The following is a 22,463-nucleotide window of genomic DNA, read 5'->3' as shown; positions in this document are numbered from 1 at the left end:
AAAGAGAAACCCCGACAAGATTACTTGTTGGGGTTTTTTAGAGCTTTTTATAGCTTTTGATACCATTTTTTATTCTACGGTTTTATTCTACAGAACTCTCTGATCAGTTTGCCACTATATTGACTAAGCGGTTAGGCACGACGATAATTCTACGAATCTCACCTTCAATAAATTTAGCCGCATTCTCATTTGCAAGAGCTGCTTTTTCTATCTCCTCTTTTGAGGCAGAGGCTGGAACAATAATCTCTCCTCTTAAGCGGCCATTAACTTGCACCATATATTTCACTTCATCAGAGACTAATGCTTCCGCAACAACTTCAGGAAGTGGATGGTTAAGAATATCATCGCCAAATAATGTCTCCCAGATCGTGTGTGTAATATGGGGAACAATAGGACTCAGTAGGCGAAGCATAATAGAGAAGCCTTCCTGTTTAACTGCCGCTTCATCTCTAGAGTCACCCAATTTACTTAAAATATTGAGCATAATCATATTAGCAGAGATGACGGTGTTAAAGTGGAATCGCTCATAGTCGTAGAGTGCTTTCTTCAGCTCTTGATGAATCTCGCGACGGGCATCTTTAGCGTTCTTTTCTGTTAATGCTTCACAGCTGAGGGTTAAATCTTTTAAGATCGCCTGATTCTCATAAGCGAAGTTCCAAACACGACGTAAGAAGCGATCTGCACCTTCTAGTCCAGATGCTGACCATTCAAGTGTCTGCTCAGGAGGAGAAGTAAACATCATAAAGAGACGCGAGACATCTGCACCATACTCTTTAACAATCGCTTCCGGGTCAACTCCATTATTTTTCGATTTACCCATCTTTTGGATGCCATAATAGGTAACAGGTTCACCATCTGCTTTTAAGAAATACTCTTTCTCACCATTATTTTCACGAACTTCAACATCTTTAATATTGAACCACTCGTAGCCTTTTGAGCTATGGCGGAAGAATGAAGGAGAGACAACCATTCCTTGAGTTAAGAGTGCCTTGAAGGGTTCAGGGCCCACTTTTTCAATATCGCCTAATAAACCTTCATTACGCATTAGCTTATGGAAGAAGCGTGAGTAGAGAAGGTGGAGGATGGCATGCTCAACACCCCCAATATATTGGTCAACAGGAAGCCATGCTGTTGCCGCTTCAGGGTCGATCATTCCTTTCTCATAATTGCTACATGCAAAACGAGCGTAATACCAAGAGGACTCAACAAAAGTATCCATTGTGTCAGTTTCGCGCTCAGCTGCACCACCACATTTTGGACAGGCTACATTTTTGAAAGAGTCTAATTTATTAAGTGGGTTTCCACTTCCATCAGGAATACAGTCGGTCGGTAGGACGACAGGCAGATCTTTTTCAGGAACAGGGACTTCGCCACAGCTTGGGCAGTTGATGATAGGAATTGGGCAACCCCAGTAGCGTTGACGTGAAATTCCCCAGTCGCGTAAGCGATATTGCGTCTTCGGTTTACCTAAACCTTTAGACTCTAATGCTGTACCAATTTTACTAAAGGCTTCTTCAAAATTAAGACCATCAAACTCACCAGAATTGATCAATGTGCCATGTTCTGCGAGTGACTCATGCCATGTATCGGTGCTGATGTCCCCATTTTCTGGTTTGATAACAACTTTGATAGGGAGGTTATACTTTTTAGCAAAGGCAAAATCACGAGCATCATGTGCCGGAACGGCCATTACCGCGCCATCACCATAAGCCATTAAGACATAGTTAGCGACCCAGATCTCAACCTTTTCACCTGTTAGGGGGTGGGTTGCAAATTCCCCAGTTGGCATTCCTTTTGCTTCTTGTGTTGCAAAGTCAGCTTCACTAGTGCCTGTTTTTTGACATTCTTTAATAAACTCTGCTAATTGAGGATTCTTTTCTGCTGCTTTTGCGGCAATAGGATGCTCAGGAGCGACTGCAACATAGGTAACACCCATCAATGTGTCGGGGCGAGTAGTGAAGACATTAAATTGCCCACCTTCATGGAGGAATGTTACCTCCATCCCTTCAGAGCGCCCAATCCAATTTGCCTGCATTGTTCTGACTTGCTCAGGCCACTCTTCTAAAAGTGCGAGATCTTCCAATAACTCATCGGCATAATCGGTAATTTTGAAGTAGTACATAGGGATCTCACGGCGTTCCACAAGTGCATCAGAACGCCAGCCACGCCCATCAATAACCTGCTCATTAGCAAGTACTGTTTGATCTACAGGGTCCCAATTAACGATCCCTTTTTTACGATAGATAACCCCTTTTTTATAGAGTTGGAGGAAGAACCATTGCTCCCAACCATAATATTCAGGATCGCAAGTAGAGAACTCGCGGGACCAATCGAAGCCAAATCCAAGCTCTCTAAATTGTTTACGCATATAGACAATATTCTTCTGCGTCCAATCATTAGGAGAGACCTTGTTATCGATCGCCGCATTTTCAGCCGGCATCCCAAATGCATCCCAACCAATTGGTTGCATGACATTGTAGCCACTCATCTTTTTATAGCGGGTGATAACGTCACCAATGGTGTAGTTACGGACATGGCCCATATGGAGTCTACCGGATGGGTAGGGGAACATCGAAAGACAGTAGTAATTTGGCTTATCGGTTTTATCTTCTACTTTAAAAGAAGCATTCTTTTCCCAAAATTCTTGCGCTGATGCTTCAATTACGGCCGCTTCGTAGGTTGGTTTCATTCAAAAAAATCCTTTATTTTATAGTCATTTAATAAAGTTTAAATAGGGTTTAATCGTCTTTAAGCAGAGTTTTAATACTCAGTTTTTAATACTCAAATGTGCTTAACAAGCTTAATATTAATAATTTTTAATAATTTCGCTAACGATATCGTTAAATATTGTTTAAAGCTGCCACTAGACAGTTTGATACAGATTTTTCGATTATACATTTTAATCCTAGTTTAGGACCTAAATTCTGAATCCTAAATCCTAAATCTTGAATCTCGGAGGAATATCTATCAATGTATGGCGATGCATCTATCTTGATAGATCAAATATATTGTTGCATCTATATATTGGTATCAATTGTAGGTTTTAGTCAGCAGTTTTCGGGCAAATAATCTAGAAAGCATGTAAAAACCGCTACTAAAGTAGTGTTGAAAATGGTGGTAATATGCCACTTTCTACAGCTATTTTTTGATTTCGTTATTATACACTATGTTTTGGCCCTTTTGTCCTATTGGCTCGGGAACTTTCTAAGAAATGTTCAGTCGTTTCTTGGTGAATGTTGTTATAATAAAGAGCTTGCCTTATCTTATTTGAATATTAGGAATCATCATATTATGAGCAGTCAGCCTACGTTAGTCGTTGAAAATATCCATAAGTCTTTTGGGGATAGAGAGATCTTAAAAGGGATCTCATTGACCTTAAATAAGGGAGATGTTGTCTCGATGTTAGGGGCTTCTGGCTCCGGTAAGAGTACTTTTTTACGATGTATTAATTTGTTGGAGAATCCAGATCAAGGAGAGATAACGCTCAATGGCGAGAAGCTCATTTTAGTACCAGGGCCTGATGGTTTAGTGGCAAAAGATCCTAAAGCATTACAGAAGATGCGTACTGAATTAGGGATGGTATTCCAAAACTTTAATCTTTGGGGCCATATGACGGTGCTTGAGAATATGATCGAAGCCCCTATTCATGTTTTAGGGCTCTCAAAAAGGGAAGCAAAAGAGCGCGCATTAGCGCTTTTGGCTAAAGTAGGGATGAGTGAGCGAGTGAATGATTATCCTATTTCCTTATCAGGTGGGCAGCAGCAACGTGTTGCAATTGCGCGCGCTTTAGCGATGGAGCCGAGCGTTATTCTCTTTGATGAGCCGACATCAGCACTTGATCCAGAATTAGTGCATGAGGTATTAACAGTGATGCAAGATTTAGCAAAAGAGGGGATGACGATGATTGTTGTTACCCATGAGATGGATTTTGCGCGTAATGTTTCCAATCGTGTCGTCTTCTTCCATGAAGGTAAAATTGAAGAGGAGGGAGCGCCCCATGAACTCTTTACGAATCCTCAGTCAGATCGCTTTAAGCAATTTATTAAGCATTATAATCGTTAGAAATTCTCCTTTTGAGGGTAAAGAATTACCAATTAAAGGCTCTTTGTGAGCCTTTTTCATTTCTGATGTAGCATCCTGTTATAGAGATAACTGTTATAGAGATAATTATGAAATCAATATTAGAAAGTTTTGGGATTGATCCATTTATGAAACAGCGCGATGATCAGCAAAATCATGCTTTGCAAAAGGGATCAATAGGGAAGAGCGACTCTAAATTACCGACTAAACCCCAATTTTCAGGAATTATCTATCTCGACTATGCGGCAACGACGCCGGTTGATCCAGAGGTGATCGACTCGATGGTCAGCGCAATGGAGTGTGATTGGGCAAATGTAGGAAGCCCTCATGAATTGGGGATGCTGACTAAACAGAGAATTGAGGATGCGCTTTCAGAGATAGCGGCACATTTTAATCTTCAGAGTGATGAGATTATTATTACAAGTGGTGCGACTGAGTCGATTAATCATGCGCTAAAAGGGGTATTGATGGCGCAAAAGAAACGGGAAATTATTACGACTACGATCGAGCATAAAGCTACACTCAATACGCTCCAAGCATTGATGAAACAGGGATATCGTGCAAAATTTATTGCACCTAATGCGGAGAGAGTCATTACCGCGGAGATGATTGAGTCTGCAATTACCGAGGAGACAGCATTAATTTCACTCATTTGGGTGAATAATGAGACCGGCGATAAGTTACCTGTTGAAGAGATTGCGCAGATCGCGCGTCGATATAAGATTCCGATCCATATTGATGCTACGCAAGCAGCCCCCCATTTTCAATTTGATGCGACACAATTTGATTTAGTGAGTCTTTCAGCTCATAAATGTTATGGCCCTAAAGGAATAGGGTTACTCTATCGACGTGCATTTCCTAAGTTGCCGATGAAACCTCTCATAGATGGTAGCGGAGGACAAATGGCGTTGCGGGCGGGGACGATGATGAATGAGTCGATTATCGGATTTGCTAAAGCGCTTAATCTCATTGCCCAGCGTTGGGAAGATGAGCGTCATCGCTTAGTTCGATTAGAGAGTCTTCTTCTGAAGCAATTGCTCCCTTATGGCGTGGAGGTCAATAGTGCATCCCCTTTAGCTGAACGAGAGCCTGGGGTGCTCAATCTTTATATCCCTCACGTTCACGCAGATGCCTTGATGGCATTAACCCCTAAAGTGGCGGTAGCAAGGGGTTCTGCGTGTAATAGTGATAGTTCACTCCCCTCTTATGTATTAACTGAGATGGGATATAGTGATCGGCGAGCACTCTCTTCAATACGAGTGAGTGTCGGCCATTTTACAACTGAGGAAGAGATCTTAACTGCCGGAAATTATTTGAGTGAAGCTATCGCATTTTTACAAAGTATTGCATTAGGAGAGTCGGCCGCATGGTATGGAGAATATAATCTTTACGATAGTGATATCTCTTCTATCTTAATGCCAAATTTTGTGGTGGGGAGTCGTGAGGGTTATCAGGAGAGTGAAATAGCTGCAGATCCTCTACTTGTCATCGATGAACCTCACTATCAATTAGCGCTATATGGTTCAGTAGATCTGCTTGAAGTGGATGATGGGAAGATCTTAAAACTACAAGATATTACGGCAAAAGTGTATGGCGCACCTTTCTATTTAGCGCTCTTTAATGAACTTGTTAAGACTTTAAGAGAATCGTCATTGACGCCTAATCTCTCATTAGAGACCCTTTTAGGGAGAAGAATTCCAGCACAATATCTACGTGATTCTCTACAAATTGAGAAGGCGTTGCGGAATTTTGTCAATGAGTCTTTATAAGTGTGAAGATTTAGGTAGAAACTAGAAACTTAAAAATAAAAATTGAAAAAGAGACATTGAAAAAGAAGAGCTGAAAAGAGAAACCCCATTAAAAAATGGGGTTTTTCATTGATATGAGATTTTTTTGAAGTTTTTATCTTCTATCTATTTCGTACTTATCTTACTCGCGCGCTTATCTTACTCGTAAGACTTTCCAAGTTGAGTAGAGATATTGCATCATTGACCAGAGTGTTAAGACGGTTGCAATAATTAAGAAGATAATGCCGAGTTCATAGAGCGGTATGCCGAAAAGAGGTTTTTCGTAGAGGATAAAGGTGATTGCCCCCATCTGAAAAGCCGTTTTCCATTTGCCGATCCAAGAGACAGCAACGACCCCTCTCTCTCCCATACTAGCCATCCACTCTCGAAGTGCAGAGATAGTGATTTCACGGCTGATAATAATCATTACAGAGAGTGTGAGATACCACTTATGGGGATCGTGATCGATAATTGCAATGAGCGCTACTGCAACAAGGAGCTTATCTGCAACAGGATCTAAAAAGGCGCCAAAACTAGAGGTTTGGTTCCATTTTCTCGCAAGATAACCGTCTAGCCAATCTGTTAATGAGGCGGCCATAAAAAGGAGCGTCAATACAATATTTTTATTAGGAGTATCGAGAAAGTAACAGAGAATAAAGACAGGAATCGCAACGACTCGTGTCCAGGTGATGAGGCTAGGAAGGTTCATACTTAGATTAACTCCTCGAGAACATTTTAATAGGCACCTCGGTTATTATAACAAACTTTTTTGAAATTTATTTAATTGCGCAAAAGCCCCATAAAATCTAGCAAGAGCTATTTTTTTTTGTTAAAATAAGCCACTTTTTAAATTGCTGTTCTTGGAGAGAGACATATGCTTAGAATAATGGAAAAAGGTTTAACCTTTGACGATGTATTATTAGTACCTGATTACTCTGAAGTTCTTCCGAGAGATGTGTCACTCAGGACACAACTTACTCAAAAAATAGCGCTCAATATTCCGCTTCTTTCGGCGGCGATGGATACCGTAACAGAGAGTAAAATGGCAATTGCACTTGCACAGCAAGGTGGAATTGGCATTATTCATAAAAATTTAACCCCAGCAGAGCAGGCAAGACAAGTTCGTAAGGTTAAAAATTTTGAGAGCGGTGTTTTAACAGATCCGATCACAGTCACTACGGAGTGTACATTAGAAGAGGTGCGTAATATTATGCGTGGCCGCAATATCTCTAGTGTGCCGGTGCTCTCAACAGATGGAAAAGTGGCCGGAATTATCACAACACGTGATTTACGTTTCCAGACCGATTTAAACAAAAATATAACAGAGGCGATGACGAACCGTGATCGCCTTATTACTATCCATGAAGGGGCAACACGCGAGGAGATTATCGATCGTCTCCGCACTCATCGTTTAGAGCGTCTTGTTGTTGTCAATGATAGTAATGAACTTCGTGGATTGATCACTGTTAAAGATCTTTCCCATACTGATACACACCCTAATGCGGTGATGGATGATGAGGAGCGTCTACTTTGTGGCGCTGCGGTCGGGGCTGGTGATGGTACAGAAGAGCGTATAGAGCAGTTGGTAGATGTTGGTGTTGATGTGATCATTGTCGATACTGCGCATGGACACTCAAAAGGGGTGATTGATCGTGTTCGTTGGGTTAAACAGCACTATCCTGATCTTCAAATTATTAGTGGTAATATTGCAACAGCAGAAGCGGCAAAAGCTTTAATGCAAGCGGGTACTGATGGAGTGAAAGTAGGAATTGGTCCAGGTTCAATCTGTACAACTCGTATTGTGGCAGGTATTGGCTTCCCACAAGTAAGCGCCATTGCTAATGTGGCTGCAGCATTGAAAGGTACAGGGATTCCTGTTATTGCTGATGGGGGTATTCGCTACTCTGGTGATATGGCAAAAGCATTAGCAGCTGGTGCAAACTCTATCATGGTGGGTTCTATTCTTGCAGGAACGGATGAGTCTCCAGGAGAGATTGAGTTCTATCAAGGTCGTGCTTATAAATCATATCGTGGCATGGGGTCATTAGGGGCGATGAGTGCAGGTTCATCTGACCGTTACTTCCAAGAGGGGTCGAGTGCAGATAAATTAGTTCCAGAAGGAATTGAAGGGCGCGTTGCTTATAAAGGATCTGCAGCACCGATTATCCATCAGTTAATGGGTGGAATTCGCGCAGGAATGGGATATGTTGGTTGTGCAACGATCGAAGAGATGAATAATAAACCACGCTTTGTAGAGATTACTAGCGCCGGGATGAATGAGTCTCACGTTCATGACGTAACGATCACAAAAGAAGCGCCAAACTATTCTCGCTAATACTAATATATTTATGCTTATGTTTATGCGTAATTAAAGATTATAGATGTTCTCTATATTCGCTATTGAAGGCTTGTTGAAAAGTTATTGAAATGATTGTTCAATTAGTGATTATTTTAGTTGGGTAATTTCTCTAAAATAGTGGATAATAGAGGCATTGACTAGTTTGCTATTTTGCGCTAAAAATCTCGGGGAGAGATCCTCGAGATTTTCTAGTTTTAAAAAAAGATGCAGAAATAGAAGATGCATCAGTATCAAAATAGCAGTTTTCCGTTTTAAGACTTATTTTAAGACTTACCTTAAATTTAGATGCGATTGAGCATATAGATCATTTTAGATAAGCTTAGATAAATCTGGACAAATTTGGATAGACTTGAATAAACCTTGATTAGTTTGAAGCGACTTTAATGAAGCGCTAATCAATTTTAGTAAAATTTAAGTTGCAATAAAGCAGATAGAATATTGCCTTATTAAGATGGGGTGAGAGGATTCAATCGAAAAGAGTGATCCTTTCGGATATTGTAAACCATGATTTAAAGTAGAAGATATAATGACAAAAGAGACTGTAGTGAACGATCACGAGCATAATGAGAATCATCTAATTACAGAGCGCCGCGAAAAGCTTGCAAAGATTCGTGAGTCGAAACCGGTGGCATTCCCTAATCACTTTAGAAAAGATACCGATGCAAAAGCACTTCATCAAGAGATGGAAGGGCTTGATCGTGAGGCGCTAAAGGAGAAGGGTAAGATTGTTAAGATGGCCGGTCGTATCGTTGCTAAGCGTCTTTTTGGTAAGGGTGGTTTTATCAGTCTGCGTGATCAGACCGGTGATATTCAGATATTTGTGAACACCAGTTTAATTGGGGTTGAGGCCTTTGAAGAATTTAAGACCTGGGATATTGGTGATATTGTTGCCGTGGAAGGTGAAGTCTCTCGCTCAGATAAAGGGGAGTTGACCGTAAGAGCGAATCAGTTAATTTTATTAACAAAATCGTTGCGCCCATTGCCGGATAAATTCCACGGGCTAACTGATGTTGAAGCACGTTATCGTAAACGTTACCTCGATCTTATTATGAATGAGTCCTCTCGTGAGACCTTCCGTAAACGCAATTTAATTTTACGAACCATCCGTAACTTTATGGATGAGTGGGGTTTTGAAGAGGTGGAAACACCGATGATGCACCCTATTCCAGGCGGTGCAAATGCACAACCCTTTGTAACGCATCACAATGCATTAGATATGGAGTTTTATCTCCGTATTGCACCGGAACTCTATCTTAAGAGATTAATTGTTGGTGGTATGGAACGAGTTTATGAGATTAATCGTAACTTCCGCAATGAAGGCGTTTCTACACGGCATAATCCTGAATTTACAATGATGGAGTGGTATTGGGCATATGCAGATTACAAAGATATGATGGATATGACCGAGGCGATGATGCGTAAAGTTGCCTTAGAGGTGAATGGCTCGACAGAAGTTCCTTATCAAGGATATACATTAGATTTTGGTAAGCCATCATTGAGAATGACGGTCCAAGAATCTATTTTGAAATATTGTGAAGAGGCGAAAGATTACGACCTCGATACAAGGGAAGGAGTTGCGTCATTAGCAGACCTCTACCATATTAAATATCAAGATAGCGATTGCTGGGGTAAAATCTTGATGGAGATTTTTGATGAGAAGGTTGAAGAGAATTTGATGCAACCAACCTTTATCACAGGTTATCCGCTTGCAGTATCGCCTTTGGCAAGAAAGAATGATGAAAACCCACTAATTACTGATCGGTTTGAGTATTTTATTGGTGGACGAGAAGTCGGTAATGGCTATTCGGAGCTTAATGATGCGGAAGATCAGCATGAGCGCTTTATCTCTCAAGTGGCAGATAAAGAATCAGGGGATGATGAAGCGATGCATTATGATAAAGATTTCGTAACGGCGCTTGAATATGGTATGCCACCAACAGGTGGAGAAGGAATAGGTATCGATCGATTAGTGATGATCTTTACAGATTCCCCATCAATTCGTGATGTATTACTCTTTCCTCATATGCGTATGCGTGATTGATTAGTTGATTAATTGATTGATATAACAGGTATTCTGTATCAGGGTAATAAGAGCAGAGATCTTCAAACTTCAATGATCTCAGTAAAAGATAAGTAATAGTGATCCCTTTTCATAAGTATGAGAAGGGATTTTTTATTGCCATAATAACAGCTTCATTATCTCGATTTATGATATGATTATTTTCACGGCCTACTATTTCTATATGTAGCACCATTAATAGAGGAGAGCTTCTGGCCGTATTTTGAGTATCTACTCATTAATTTTCTCATCTATTTATCAATAGTGGTTGTAATCTATTCGATCTGTCGAAGTTATAGATAATCTCTAGATCACATATAGTAATAGGCTCATCAAGAGCAGATCTTATTTATATTGAAGATGGCGCGTAGCTTGATAACTACCCCATAATGAAAGAGATTAAAAAAGATAGAATGAAAGCGAAAGCCTCGATATATGCCCACACAGCTCAGGCAAAAGTGATGCAGGCATTAACGATTTTCCTCTTTACCGTCATTGTTATGGCGATAGCAGCAAAGTTTGATTCCCCTATCCCCCTTCTTACATACCTTATTTTAGCGCTATTTATCTACTACATTGGAGATATGAGAGCAGCGCTCTATACCGATCGTTTACGCGTACGGGCTACTTTAGGGAAGAGGAGAGAGTATCTCTTTTCTCAAGGAAAATTTTGGCTTGAATCGAAGCCTTCACTCTTTGCTAAATTATTCGGTTCTGAAGAAGGTTTACGAATTGTTTATCAAGAGGAGGGGAAAAGAGCGGTTGTTGTGATGAATGAGCTCTTTTCAGATCAAGATTTAAGGGAGCTTTATGCCGAGATTGATCAGCTCCAAAGGGCATATGCTCAAAAAGATGAAGTCACTATGTTAGGGTAGTGATCTATTTTTTCAGACTTCTACATACATTTTATATAGAGATGTAAAAAGCCCATCATATGATGGGCTTTTTAGTGGGTTGGTCGTCTCTTCACGACTCTACTAAATTTGGAATCAAGATAAAGCAATTATGAAACTTAAGCTCTATTTTGATAGTTGATAATAAAATAATAATCTCAAAATTGGGTCAATTAAGATGACTCTTTGCAGTGATTATGAGAATTGTACGAAGTTTTTCATCTCTTCAAACCAATTGAATCCACCGCCTTTATACCAAACTTGTTCGGTGTTTTCATCAACTCTTATAATGGTATCCCACTGTTCATTTCTCATTAGTAAGCTACCAACATCTACAACATGACCGTTTCTATCGATTGGTTGTTTTTTAATCATAATTTTCTCCTAATTTTTTCTTGTTATTACCATAGGAATTAGCAACGCCTGATTAAGGAGCGTGCTACTTGAAAAGATCTACTTATCTGTTTAATCAATTATTTTGACTCACAAATATTTAATAGATCTCAAACAATCTAACCTGTTTAATGCAATTTGTACATATTAATTTTTATATTAGTGGATTAATATCCAGCTATTAGATCCAAGGTCACCCCGTTTTATGGGGTATTTACCTCTTATTCACTTTTGAGAGATCTGTCTAAATTTTTTCAAATAACATTAATAGCATCCAAAAATAGACGCGTATTCTACTGCGGTTAGCTATCGTGCTTTCCTCTCTACTAGGTAGAGATTATTACTCAAGCAATCAATATTCATTATCATCATCTATATCAGCCATGATCATCTAGATTGGTGATCAAATGATGAGAAGAGTTTAAATCTCGGAGTAATAATATTTAGTAATGGGTTTATATCTGTTTATTGGTCATTACAGTGAATGTGATCATTCATCAATAATGCGCTATTTAAGGCTATTTTTTAACCTTTGGATTTTACTAGCAACTTCACTCTTCAGTTATCGGTTTTATATTATGAGAGTGGCAACACAAGGGGCTAGTAGTAAATTCATTTATTGCGAACATCGTTCATTGTAATAGGGATTTGTTGGGGTGTCAATTTTTTAATGAAAAAGAGCTAACTGTTCTTTTTCATTAAAAAATAATTTATAGTCTATAATTTAGTTATAATTCTATTTTTTTATCAAAAATAGAATTATAAACATGTCCGGAGGTGTTTTTATTAAATTCATCTTTTACTATATTTAATAAACCTTCATTTTGATAAAGATCGACTAACGTAGTAGCCATTACTTTTGATGCAAAAATCATGGCACTAAATCCAATGCTAGATCCTGATGCTGCAGTTGTTTGCCATGTGTGAGCAGCTGTTCCCAGAGGCCATGTTGCTACTCCAAACATAGCAGTAGGAGTTATCCAGCTTACATCGCCAACATCGGTAGATGCTTTAAAATATTTATCAAAATCTAATGGTGAAGAAGTTTTCTCATGGAGATACTGGTCTATAAAAGATAAGGGGATAAAATTACTCTCCAAACCTTTTATTTTTTCTGATCTGGTAAATTTTTCACTAATTTCTTTGGCAAACACTCTAGCATCATCTCCGTATTCAGGACCACCCAGTGTATTCATGTTTTGTTCGATTAGTTTAACTAAGGTTTGATTTGTTAATACTTCATAACAGCCAGAAACTAACTCCACTTTTGAAATTTTGGTTTGAGTCATTAGGGCCGCACCCTTTGCGATATCATTAAGCCACTGAAAAATTTCATCTGCAATTTCTCTTTTCGGTGCACGTATGTTGTACCATACTTCTGCTTGAGCAGGAACCGTGTTAGGCTCTATACCGCCTTTAGTGATTATATAATGGATACGACTTTGCTCATCGATATGCTCTCGCATGTAGTTAGTCCCGGTATTCATTAATTCAACAGCGCTTAATGCACTTCTTCCCATGTGAGGTGCAGATCCAGCGTGAGAGCTTTTTCCTTCAAAACTAAATTTGGCAGATATCATAGATAGGAGGCTACCAGCCCATGGCATAGTAAAAGAAGAAGGATGCCATGTTAGACATGCATCTAAATCATGAAAGGCTCCCTGCTTAGCCATAAGAGCTTTACCTATTAGGACCTCTTCTGCAGGACAGCCATAATATCGAATTATTCCCTTTATTTCCCCTTTTTCTATCTGCTCTTTGATAGCAAGAGCTGCGCCAATACAGCCTACCCCTAGTAAATTATGTCCGCAGCCATGTCCGGCGCCATTTTCCTGTAAAGGATTTCTGTGAGAGCTAGCTTCTTGAGAAAGGTTTTTTAGAGCATCATATTCTCCTAAAAGTCCCAATATTGGTCCCTCTTTTCCATATTCAGCCATAAAAGCAGTAGGAAGATTCTCATATTCTATGATTTTGAAGCCATGAGATTTTAAGTATTCCTTTTGAAGATTAGAGGCATAAAACTCTTCTAAAAATAATTCAGGATTTTCCCATATCTTTTTAGCAATAATAGTTAAAGAATCTTTATTTTTATTGATATTTAAAACAATCTTTTCTTTGATCATAATACTAATCCTTTACATTAATTTAGAAAATATACTAGCTACAAATACTGAGCCTACAGTTACTGTGACAAACCCTCCTACTAATACCTTAGGTAGCATTTCTTGCATTAATATGTTGTACTCCTCATCATTTTTTGCTATGGCTCTAGATGCTTCTTTGGTTAAAATATAATTGGGTGGGAAACCGCACAAACAGTTAATTGCTATTGCCGTTGACATCATCCAGGTCTCTTTAAATATTTTCCCGGTAATGATTCCAAATATAATAATGCCTGAAACCCCTACTATCATTGTCCCAAACAAAGGGATGGCTACTTGTATAATTTTTTGTGGTGTTGCTGAAGCTAATCCTCCAAAAACAAAGCCCATTAATAGAACCATTAATAATCCCATTGTTTCACTTTTGCTGAATATTTTTTTATCTAAAAAGCCCAATTCAGATGCTATAATTCCAAGTAGCAAACAGACAACATAAGTATGAATAGCCCCTCCAGTCATGCGAGAAATTAGTTCGGCTATCCAGCTTACGATTGCCACTTTGGCAATCAAAACGGTAGGAGTTAAATATTTCTGTGAGAATGTGGGGAATATTTTTATAGGGGTATTTTCTACTTTTGAATTTAATTCTTCAGGCTCTATTATTCTTAATGATCCGGCTCTAAATTTTTCTAGAATATATTTTGATTGCCATCTTAAGGCATAAGTCATGATGGGATATCCAACAAGACCTTGTATTGAAAAAACGATTGCAGCAGTAATGGCAAGATCTTCTCGTCCGATGGAGTTTGCAGCTTTAACCATTATATCCATGGAGGCAAGTCCACCAGCTAATGGCGGTGCAACAACTAATCCATATTCTTTTCCAAAAATCACTCCGCCTATAAAATAAGCGAATATCATCACTCCAACCAAAGACATTACTCCTATAATGACAGTTTTCCACTGACTAATTAATTCTTTGATCGACATTAGACTTCCCATGCTAGTTACTAATAAAGTTAGAAGTAATGTGAAGAGGGTTCCGCTAATTCCAGATATGTTTAGTAGTGTTGATTTAACTTCTTTTCCTCCTACGACATGAATAATCTCCGTAGGAATAACAGTCCAAAATCCAATTAAAAATAATATAGCTGTTACAAAGATAGAGGGAAGCTTTCCATTTGTTTTTGCTGATAAAAGATCTCCAAATGCCTGTAATACAACTATTATGCCAAAAGCAAACATTGCGGTTATTTGCATATATATATCCCCATTTTTATAAATTATTATAATTACTTTATTGCTAACTTTTTATTCAGTGGCTCATTACCTTATAGGTGAAATTTTTATATATTTCCAAGACAATTTATGTATTGAGTGATTCTTAAAAGGTATACTATGAATCAAAACTATTTCTAAAAGGAGTGCTCTTTTCATAATAGATGCCATCGTTCTCATAGAGGCCATAGATGATTTTTAGAAGAGACTCGATCAAAAGAGAATGATCATCTTTACGAAAGTTCATAATAATTGCAGCTGCTAATGTGGGATCTTCTAGGGGATGGTAGATAACGTTAAATTTTATTTTTTGGTAACTAGTAGGGACGATAGAGATACCTTCTCCGGCGGCAACTAATCCTAAGGCAAATTGTAGATCTCCTTCTTCTCGCATGGTTGGTAATGGCAATCGACGTTGTTTAAAAGCCTCTATGATTAAGGTGGAATAGCTAGGTGAGCGATCCTTAACGCGAGAGAGGATAATGGTCTCTTCTATTAGTTCTGAAAGTTTAATAGGCGTATCTCTTTGTGAGAATGGGTGGTTAAGCGGTGTTGCAACCACAAGAGGTTCTCGTCGTAATACAATATTTGTAATAGTGGGATCCTCTATGGGCATCCTGCCAAAACCTACCTCAATCACACCTGATTTTAGAGCATCAATTTGAGTGGGTGTCCCCATCTCTTCAATCAATATTTTAAATTCTGGGTGTGCAAGCCTGATCCCACAAATAATTTGTGGGAGATATCCAAAAAGTGTTGAGCCGACAAAGCCTAATTTAAACTCCTTTTTTTGAGAGCCGATTCTGCGAGTCATCAACTTTGCTTCTTCAGAGATCTGTAAGATGTTTTTAGCGTGTTTATAGAAAAAAAGGCCTGCTTCCGTAAGCTCGATGGAGCGTGATTTTCGATAGAAGAGCTTTGCATCTATCTCTTCTTCTAGTTGTTGTATCTGTCTACTAAGAGGAGGCTGGGTGATAAATAGTTTCTGCGCCGCTTTGGTAAAGCTTAATTCATCAGCTACGGCAATAAAATATTCCAATTGTTTGAGTTCCATATCGATACCTTTTCTGCATTGATTCATATCTAAATAACCTTAGACAAGATAAAGAGAAGAATCTTATTCTTAGATACGAAGCAGGTAATCTCTATCATTATTTTTATTATCTAATTTTAAGATAGCAGTGATTGCAAAGGAAAGACAACTATAAAGAGAGGAAAAGGGAAATGTTTTTTAACCCATCATTGTTGGAAAAAGAGGCAAAAAAGATTCTTTATGATGGCAGTGATGGTAATGCTTCATATCTCTAAGTAGCAGAATTAATAAGGTAGATACTTTATTAGTATGGATGAAATGATATAGATCAAATACTCTTTCTAAGAACATTTTTCTAAAAAGGTTTTAAACAGGTGTGATCTAGAGAATTATTTCATCAAGTTCATTTAACAGACTAAAAGCAACAGACTAAAAGTGACTAGTAAAAGGTTTCTGTAGATTGCCGTGATAACTCGTAGATAGTTATTAGGTAATGATCTAAAAATCAAAATAGAAATCATAACAACAATAATAATTGGAGGATATTCACTATGAGAGTAGAACGAAGTTTAAGAGATTGGAAAGATTTTGTAACAAATTGCCTCGATTTCAATCCTGAAGAGGGACGATATAGAATTGCACGAGAGATGTTTACGGATGAAGAACTTTTTGATCTAGAGATGGAGCTTATTTTTGAAAAACAATGGATATTTGCTTGCCATGAGAGTCAATTAGCGAATAAACATGATTTTATTACGATGCAAGCAGGGCGTCAGCCACTTATTATTACACGAGATGGCAAAGGGGAGCTAAATGCTCTAGCAAACACCTGTCAACATCGAGGTGCAACATTAACACGAGTCTCTGCAGGTAACCAGAGTACATTTACTTGCCCATTTCATGCTTGGTGCTATAAATCTAATGGTGATCTTGTGAAGGTAAAAGCACCGGATCAATATGATGAATGTTTTGATAAGGCAAAGAGGGGGTTGGCAAAGTCAAGAATTGAGAGTTACAAAGGCTTTGTTTTTGTTAATCTCGATCCAGAAGGAGAGGAGTCATTAGAGGAGTTTTTAGGAGATACTAAGCTCTTTTTTGACATGATGGTAGAGCAATCTGAAACGGGAGAGCTCGAAGTCGTTCCAGGTCAATCCAATTATACTTTTGATGGTAACTGGAAGCTTCAAAATGAAAATGGCTTAGATGGCTATCATGTGAGTACCGTTCACTACAATTACGTCTCGACAGTAAAGCATCGTCAGCAGATAGAGGCAGAGAAAAATATCAAAGGCGCCGAGACCTTAGATTATAGCAAGTTAGGTGCAGGAGATGCTGATACAGATGATGGCTGGTTCTCATTTAAAAATGGGCATAGTGTTCTCTTTAGTGATATGCCCAATGCAGCAGATGTGCGGCCAGGATATGACAAAATTATGGCTCGCCTTTATGAAAAGTATGATAAAGAGCGTGCTCAGTGGACAATGCATCGTTTACGTAATCTAAATATCTATCCAAGTCTCTTCTTTATGGATCAGATCAGCTCACAGCTTCGAATTATTCGCCCTATAGCCTGGAATAAGACGGAGGTAATCAGCCTTTGTTTAGGGGTGAAAGGGGAGAGTGATGCTGATAGAGAGAGTCGTATTCGTCAATTTGAAGATTTCTTTAATGTTTCTGGAATGGGAACCCCGGATGATCTTGTTGAGTTTAGAGAATCACAAAGAGGATTTGAAGCTCGTGCTGCAAAATGGAGTGATATCTCCCGTGGGCATCATCTATGGAATTATGGCCCATCTAAAAATAGTGAAATTTTAGGAATTAATCCTGTCATTACCGGCACAGAAATCACCCAAGAGGGATTGTATGTTAATCAGCACTCTGCCTGGCAACAGAAATTATTAGCTGGTTTAGAGGAGAAGATAGCAGCAGAAAATACTCAGATGATGAATACAAAATAATCTTAGGGAGATACTTGAATGAAAAAGAAAAATTTTAATATTGAGACACAAGTAGAGATCGAACAGTTTCTATATGATGTTGCAGAAGCCTGTGATAACCAAGATTGGGATCGATATCTTGATTATTATAGTGAGAATGTCACTTTTCATATTCCGCAGTGGTTAGATGAGCATCGTTATACTACTGATCCTAAGCGAGAGATGTCACTGATGTATTATGCAAATAGAGGCGGATTAGAAGATCGAGTTTTTCGTATTAGAACAGGAAAATCAGCGGCCTCAACACCGATGCCTCGGACATCGCATATGCTCAACAATATTCGTTATCACCAAGAAGATGATCTCTATAAGGTAAAGGTCAATTGGGTGACGCATTATTACCGATTTGGTGTTGCAGGAACCTTTTTTGGTTATGCCTATTACGATCTTATTAAAGTAGATAATTTATGGAAGATAGCATATAAGCAGGTCATTTTACTTAATGATAAGATCGATTCAGTCTTAGATTTCTATCACGTATAGGGGGCAAAGATGTATACAGCCGCAATTATATTTCGTGATGGAGTAACAAAAGTATTTGATGTTGCACAGAGTGAAAAACTGCTTGATGCTGCTTTTAGGAATGGAGTCAGTCTTCCCTTAGATTGCCGAGAAGGTGTCTGTGCCACCTGTCGTTGTCGCTGTGATTCAGGCAAGATTGAGATGGAATATTGTGATGAAGATGCTTTAAGTGATGGAGAGATTAACGGAGGTTATATTCTCTCTTGTCAGACGACTCTGCAATCACCAGCTTCTTTCTATTTCGATATTGATTCTTCAATCTGTAATGTTGAATCAAAGTCAGTGACTGCTGAGGTTAGCCAGATAACCGCTATAGCAGATAGCGCAGTGATGATGGAGGTGACGCTGAAAGAAGAGGATAAAATCTCCTATCTTCCTGGGCAATATGCACATATTACGATTCCTGGCAGTGATGAGAGTCGAGCTTACTCTTTTGTTAATGCAGAGGTAGAAAATGGTAAGGTAAATTTTCTTTTACGATTATTACCTGATGGGGTGATGAGTAATTATCTACGTGATCGATGCCAGATAGGAGATCAATTACAGTTAACATTACCCTATGGTGTTTTTTATCTTAGAGAGATAGAGAGGCCGCTACTACTTATTGCAGGCGGAACAGGGCTTTCAGCAATCTTAAGTATGTTGGAGCAATTAGCTAAAATGGATCCGGCTGCATTACCTCCGATTCGTATGCTTTATGGAGTCCGCCGAGAAGAGGATCTCTGCGCGTTGTCACAATTAGAAACGTATCAAAAGCTTCTTCCTGATTTTCAATTTGATGTCATTTTAAGTGAGGGCGCTAAAGAGTGGAGTGGGAAAAGAGGTTTCGTGGTTGATCATATTGATCTTGACTTTATCAAGAATCCATTTGACCTCTATATTTGTGGTCCGCCAGGATTAGTCTCTTCTGTAGAGTCTTGGGTTGCCTTAAAGGAAGAGATTGCGCCTTGTAATATCTATTTTGAACGTTTTGTTGCAAGTTAGTGATAGGGAACTCTAAAAATAGAGCATTCATAGTCTATTTTAATGATTGCATGATTGCATGCAGGGGATCAGGTGAATAGTAGGGGGGTATTAGGATAATACTTCTAAGTATTTAAGTATTCCTAAATAATTTCTGTCAATTACATGAATTGATCAATATCATTAAAAATGAGAGCCGACGATAGCTAATATTGCAATTTGTCGGCTCTTTTTTATCGCTATTTCTACTATTTAATCTCTTTTTTGTATAGATATTTCTCACTAAAGCTTGATGTCATATCTTTATTGATAGCGCTTATTGCTAGGCGTTTTTCTAATATTTTCTTGTATTTTTCTATAAAAGCATCTAAGAGTTTGTCATCTCTAGAGGGAAGGTTATCGCTCTTTTCAGAGATTAGGATGAGATCAAAAGAGTTAATGATCCATTTTGATGAGCTCTGTTTTAAATTGAGTAGTGTTATAAAAAGAATTTAAAGGGGGAATGTGAAGGGAATTGCCATCATGATCATTTTTGATATACTTCACAAACGCTAAAAAAAGCAGAGGTATTAGCGCAACCCTCTATAAAAAACTAAGGAGATTCGATATGAATCAAAATCGTGCGATCGTCGTATTTAGTGGCGGTCAAGATAGTACAACCTGTCTATTTTGGGCAAAAGAGCGATTTAAAGATGTTATCGCATTAACTTTTGATTATGGACAGCGTCATAGTAATGAAGTTGATCATGCAAAGGCAATCGCTAAAGAGCTTGATGTTGAGTTGATTGTTTTTGAATTAGATCTCTTCTCCCGGCTAACAAAAAATGCCCTTACAGATGAGAATCTCGCAATTGAGAGTCATGATGGTGAACCTCCATCAACATTTGTTCCAGGGCGGAATCATCTCTTTTTCTCCATCGCCGCAATGGTGGCTTATCAGCGTATGGCTCAACATATTATTGTCGGGGTTAGTGAAACCGACTTTAGTGGCTATCCTGATTGTCGAGATAATTTTATCAAATCATTAAATGTCACCTTGAATTTAGCTATGGATGCTTCTTTTGAGCTTCATGCGCCTCTAATGTGGCGTGATAAAGCTGCCGTTTGGGCATTAGCGGATCAGTTAGGTGCATTCGATTATATACAAGATAGAACGCTTACCTGCTATAACGGTATTCCTGCCTCAGGTTGTGGGGAATGTCCTGCCTGTATTTTACGTAATAATGGTTTAAATCAATATCTTGCGCAGTGTAAGGAGAAGTAATGTTACAACAATTTTATCCAACGCCGGCACATAATTTTCGTTATGAGCTCAATAAAGATATGCATTTTGCCGCCGCTCACTTTATTCCTAATGCAGCTGCGGGTGTCTGCCAAAATGTGCATGGTCATACCTATTTTGCCAATATTACTATTGTGGGAAATGAGTTAGATGAGTGTGGCTTTTTGATCAATTTTCAAACCTTAAAAGCCTTACTTCATGGCGTTTATGATCATACGCTCATGAATGATCATCCCGATTTTCAAAATCGGCCTCCTTCAACAGAAGTTGTTGCCGAGATGGCGTGGCGTAGAATTCAGGCTGCTTTAGATCAAGAACCGCATCGGCCCCGCTGTTTGCAGGTTTTAATTAGAGAGACCCCGACAAGTTATGTTCGTTATCTTCCGCAAGCGGAGGATTTTTAGATGAACTTTCCTGTTTTAGAGATCTTTGGGCCAACCATTCAAGGCGAGGGAATGGTGATCGGTCGTAAAACCTGTTTTATTCGTTTAGCCGCTTGTGATTATCAGTGTGTTTGGTGTGATTCCAAATTTACTTGGGATGGCTCTATGAAACCTGAACTGATGAGTACGGAGGCTATTGTCTCTGCTGTGACCAAAATTGCAGATCAGAGGGCAGATCACATCACTATCAGCGGGGGAAATCCAGCCCTCTATAAGGGATTATCAGAGCTTGTCTTGCAATTGCAAAATAAGGGCTATCAGGTCGCAATTGAGACGCAGGGATCTAAGTGGAATGATGCACTACTCTTCATTGATGAGGTTACGCTCTCTCCGAAGCCGCCATCGAGTCAGATGGAGACCGATTTTATGATTCTATCAGAGATGATTGCAAAATTATCGGGACGTAATATCTCCCTAAAAGTAGTGATTTTTGATGAAAAAGATCTTCAATATGCCAAAGAGATCTATCAGCGTTATCCGAATATTCCTCTCTTTTTGCAAGTAGGAAATGATCAGACCGATTTAGAAGATGAAGCTGCAACGGCAGAGTATCTAATGAGGCGCTATCGTGAGCTTGTTGAGGTTGTGATGGCTTCAACAATTTTGAAAAATGTTCGTGTTCTCCCACAGCTTCATGCGCTATTGTGGGGAAATCGTCGCGGTGTGTAGATTAAAGTGCCGGAAGTAGTAGTGAGAAGATCTCATCATCTGATTCAAAGAGCCCAGGACGCCAATCATTAGGATCGGAGAGAGAGATCGTCACAAGATAGGAGTAGAGAAGGAAGGCGCGTTGGGCGGCTTCCTTTTCGCTATAGCCAAGTGATACGATCAGCTCTTCAATATAGTTGAGTCGAAATTGATCCACCTCTTCCATCATCTTTCGTGCCATCTTATCTCGTCTTGCCCATGCTCTAATTGCAAGTTCAAAGTCAGCAGCCCCTTTTGCAGAATCGCCCCGCGTTGGGAGATTAAAGATAATGGCTAGCTGCTGTTTCGGCGGATAGTGGGTATTTTTTAAACGACGAATAACTTGATCGGTTGCTCGACTCTTCCAATCGAGCAAAATCTCTTGGAGTAGCTCATTTCGCCCTTTGAAATGATGGTAGAAACTTCCGCGAGTAATGCCGATATTTTGCGCTAATGTCTCGACACGAACCGAATCAATACCGCTCTTAATAAGCATCTGTTGGCCCGCTTTAATCCAATCATTGCGAGAAAGTGGGGTGGATACTTTACGTGTCATAAATGATCAATACCTTATTTGCTTGGTTC

18 protein-coding genes are annotated in these 22,463 nt (G+C 39.1%); 11 read left to right on the top strand and 7 right to left on the bottom strand.

Annotation, left to right across the window (positions count from 1 at the left end; translation table 11 throughout):
- Nucleotides 1-103 precede the first annotated feature (103 nt).
- Nucleotides 104-2,689: a leucine--tRNA ligase gene (gene leuS / locus B9T19_RS08425; protein WP_094568190.1), complete on the bottom strand. Its 2,586-nt coding sequence runs from the start codon at nt 2,687-2,689 to the stop codon at nt 104-106.
- Nucleotides 2,690-3,291: 602 nt separating this feature from the next.
- On the opposite strand from leuS, the gene B9T19_RS08420 reads away from it, so the two are divergent.
- The gene (locus B9T19_RS08420) at nt 3,292-4,062 is read left to right on the top strand and encodes an ABC transporter ATP-binding protein (protein ID WP_094568189.1); all 771 of its coding nucleotides are present in this window, start codon (nt 3,292-3,294) and stop codon (nt 4,060-4,062) included.
- A gap of 146 nt (nt 4,063-4,208) precedes the next feature.
- Nucleotides 4,209-5,849, top strand: coding sequence for a cysteine desulfurase family protein (locus B9T19_RS08415; RefSeq protein WP_158214387.1), 1,641 nt, complete (start codon nt 4,209-4,211; stop codon nt 5,847-5,849).
- Nucleotides 5,850-6,021: 172 nt separating this feature from the next.
- Here the strand turns inward: B9T19_RS08415 and pgsA are convergent, their stop codons facing one another.
- Nucleotides 6,022-6,576 (bottom strand): CDP-diacylglycerol--glycerol-3-phosphate 3-phosphatidyltransferase, encoded by a 555-nt coding sequence (pgsA, locus tag B9T19_RS08410; protein ID WP_094568187.1) that lies wholly within the window; start codon nt 6,574-6,576, stop codon nt 6,022-6,024.
- Between the two features lie 165 nt (nt 6,577-6,741).
- Between pgsA and guaB the strand changes: the two genes are divergently transcribed.
- From guaB to B9T19_RS08395, 3 genes are all read left to right on the top strand, one after another.
- On the top strand, nt 6,742-8,202 hold the full coding sequence (gene guaB, locus B9T19_RS08405) for an IMP dehydrogenase (protein WP_094568186.1): 1,461 nt from the start codon (nt 6,742-6,744) through the stop codon (nt 8,200-8,202).
- A gap of 550 nt (nt 8,203-8,752) precedes the next feature.
- Nucleotides 8,753-10,267, top strand: a complete 1,515-nt coding sequence (gene lysS, locus B9T19_RS08400; protein WP_094568185.1) for a lysine--tRNA ligase — start codon at nt 8,753-8,755, stop codon at nt 10,265-10,267.
- 431 nt (nt 10,268-10,698) lie between these two features.
- Nucleotides 10,699-11,160 carry a hypothetical protein gene (locus B9T19_RS08395; RefSeq protein ID WP_133243668.1) on the top strand — a complete coding sequence of 154 codons (462 nt, stop codon included), beginning with the start codon at nt 10,699-10,701 and terminating at the stop codon, nt 11,158-11,160.
- A 213-nt stretch (nt 11,161-11,373) separates the two neighbouring features.
- On the opposite strand, the gene B9T19_RS08390 is transcribed toward B9T19_RS08395, so the two are convergent.
- The 4 genes from B9T19_RS08390 to B9T19_RS08375 all read right to left on the bottom strand — a co-directional run bounded on the left by B9T19_RS08390 (nt 11,374) and on the right by B9T19_RS08375 (nt 16,032).
- A complete protein-coding gene (locus B9T19_RS08390; RefSeq protein ID WP_094568183.1) occupies nt 11,374-11,553 on the bottom strand; it encodes a hypothetical protein in 180 nt (59 codons plus the stop codon).
- Between the two features lie 746 nt (nt 11,554-12,299).
- Complete coding sequence (locus tag B9T19_RS08385) at nt 12,300-13,694, bottom strand: amidohydrolase (RefSeq protein WP_094568182.1); 1,395 nt, start codon at nt 13,692-13,694, stop codon at nt 12,300-12,302.
- A gap of 12 nt (nt 13,695-13,706) precedes the next feature.
- Complete coding sequence (locus B9T19_RS08380; protein ID WP_094568181.1) at nt 13,707-14,933, bottom strand: hypothetical protein; 1,227 nt, start codon at nt 14,931-14,933, stop codon at nt 13,707-13,709.
- A gap of 136 nt (nt 14,934-15,069) precedes the next feature.
- Complete coding sequence (locus B9T19_RS08375) at nt 15,070-16,032, bottom strand: LysR family transcriptional regulator (RefSeq protein WP_094568180.1); 963 nt, start codon at nt 16,030-16,032, stop codon at nt 15,070-15,072.
- Nucleotides 16,033-16,535: 503 nt separating this feature from the next.
- Between B9T19_RS08375 and antA the strand changes: the two genes are divergently transcribed.
- The 6 genes from antA (at nt 16,536) to queE (ending at nt 21,860) form a co-directional block, all read left to right on the top strand.
- Nucleotides 16,536-17,942, top strand: coding sequence for an anthranilate 1,2-dioxygenase large subunit (gene antA / locus B9T19_RS08370; protein WP_094568179.1), 1,407 nt, complete (start codon nt 16,536-16,538; stop codon nt 17,940-17,942).
- An 18-nt stretch (nt 17,943-17,960) separates the two neighbouring features.
- Nucleotides 17,961-18,464 carry an anthranilate 1,2-dioxygenase small subunit gene (gene antB / locus B9T19_RS08365; protein ID WP_094568178.1) on the top strand — a complete coding sequence of 168 codons (504 nt, stop codon included), beginning with the start codon at nt 17,961-17,963 and terminating at the stop codon, nt 18,462-18,464.
- 9 nt (nt 18,465-18,473) lie between these two features.
- Nucleotides 18,474-19,487, top strand: a complete 1,014-nt coding sequence (antC, locus tag B9T19_RS08360; RefSeq protein ID WP_094568177.1) for an anthranilate 1,2-dioxygenase electron transfer component AntC — start codon at nt 18,474-18,476, stop codon at nt 19,485-19,487.
- Between the two features lie 586 nt (nt 19,488-20,073).
- Nucleotides 20,074-20,730, top strand: a complete 657-nt coding sequence (queC, locus tag B9T19_RS08355; RefSeq protein ID WP_094568176.1) for a 7-cyano-7-deazaguanine synthase QueC — start codon at nt 20,074-20,076, stop codon at nt 20,728-20,730.
- Nucleotides 20,730-21,152 (top strand): 6-carboxytetrahydropterin synthase, encoded by a 423-nt coding sequence (locus tag B9T19_RS08350; protein ID WP_094568175.1) that lies wholly within the window; start codon nt 20,730-20,732, stop codon nt 21,150-21,152. The genes queC and B9T19_RS08350 overlap by 1 nt, the downstream gene beginning before the upstream one ends.
- Nucleotides 21,153-21,860 carry a 7-carboxy-7-deazaguanine synthase QueE gene (gene queE / locus B9T19_RS08345; protein ID WP_094568174.1) on the top strand — a complete coding sequence of 236 codons (708 nt, stop codon included), beginning with the start codon at nt 21,153-21,155 and terminating at the stop codon, nt 21,858-21,860.
- Between the two features lies 1 nt (nt 21,861).
- Here the strand turns inward: queE and B9T19_RS08340 are convergent, their stop codons facing one another.
- Nucleotides 21,862-22,434 carry a TetR/AcrR family transcriptional regulator gene (locus B9T19_RS08340; RefSeq protein ID WP_094568173.1) on the bottom strand — a complete coding sequence of 191 codons (573 nt, stop codon included), beginning with the start codon at nt 22,432-22,434 and terminating at the stop codon, nt 21,862-21,864.
- Nucleotides 22,435-22,463 lie beyond the last annotated feature (29 nt).

The organism is Ignatzschineria sp. F8392, from assembly GCF_002252045.1.
In the GTDB taxonomy this organism is placed as follows: Bacteria; Pseudomonadota; Gammaproteobacteria; order Cardiobacteriales; family Wohlfahrtiimonadaceae; genus Ignatzschineria.
The sequence above is the reverse complement of the archived record's forward strand: the minus strand, read 5'-3'. Positions and strand labels throughout refer to the sequence as shown.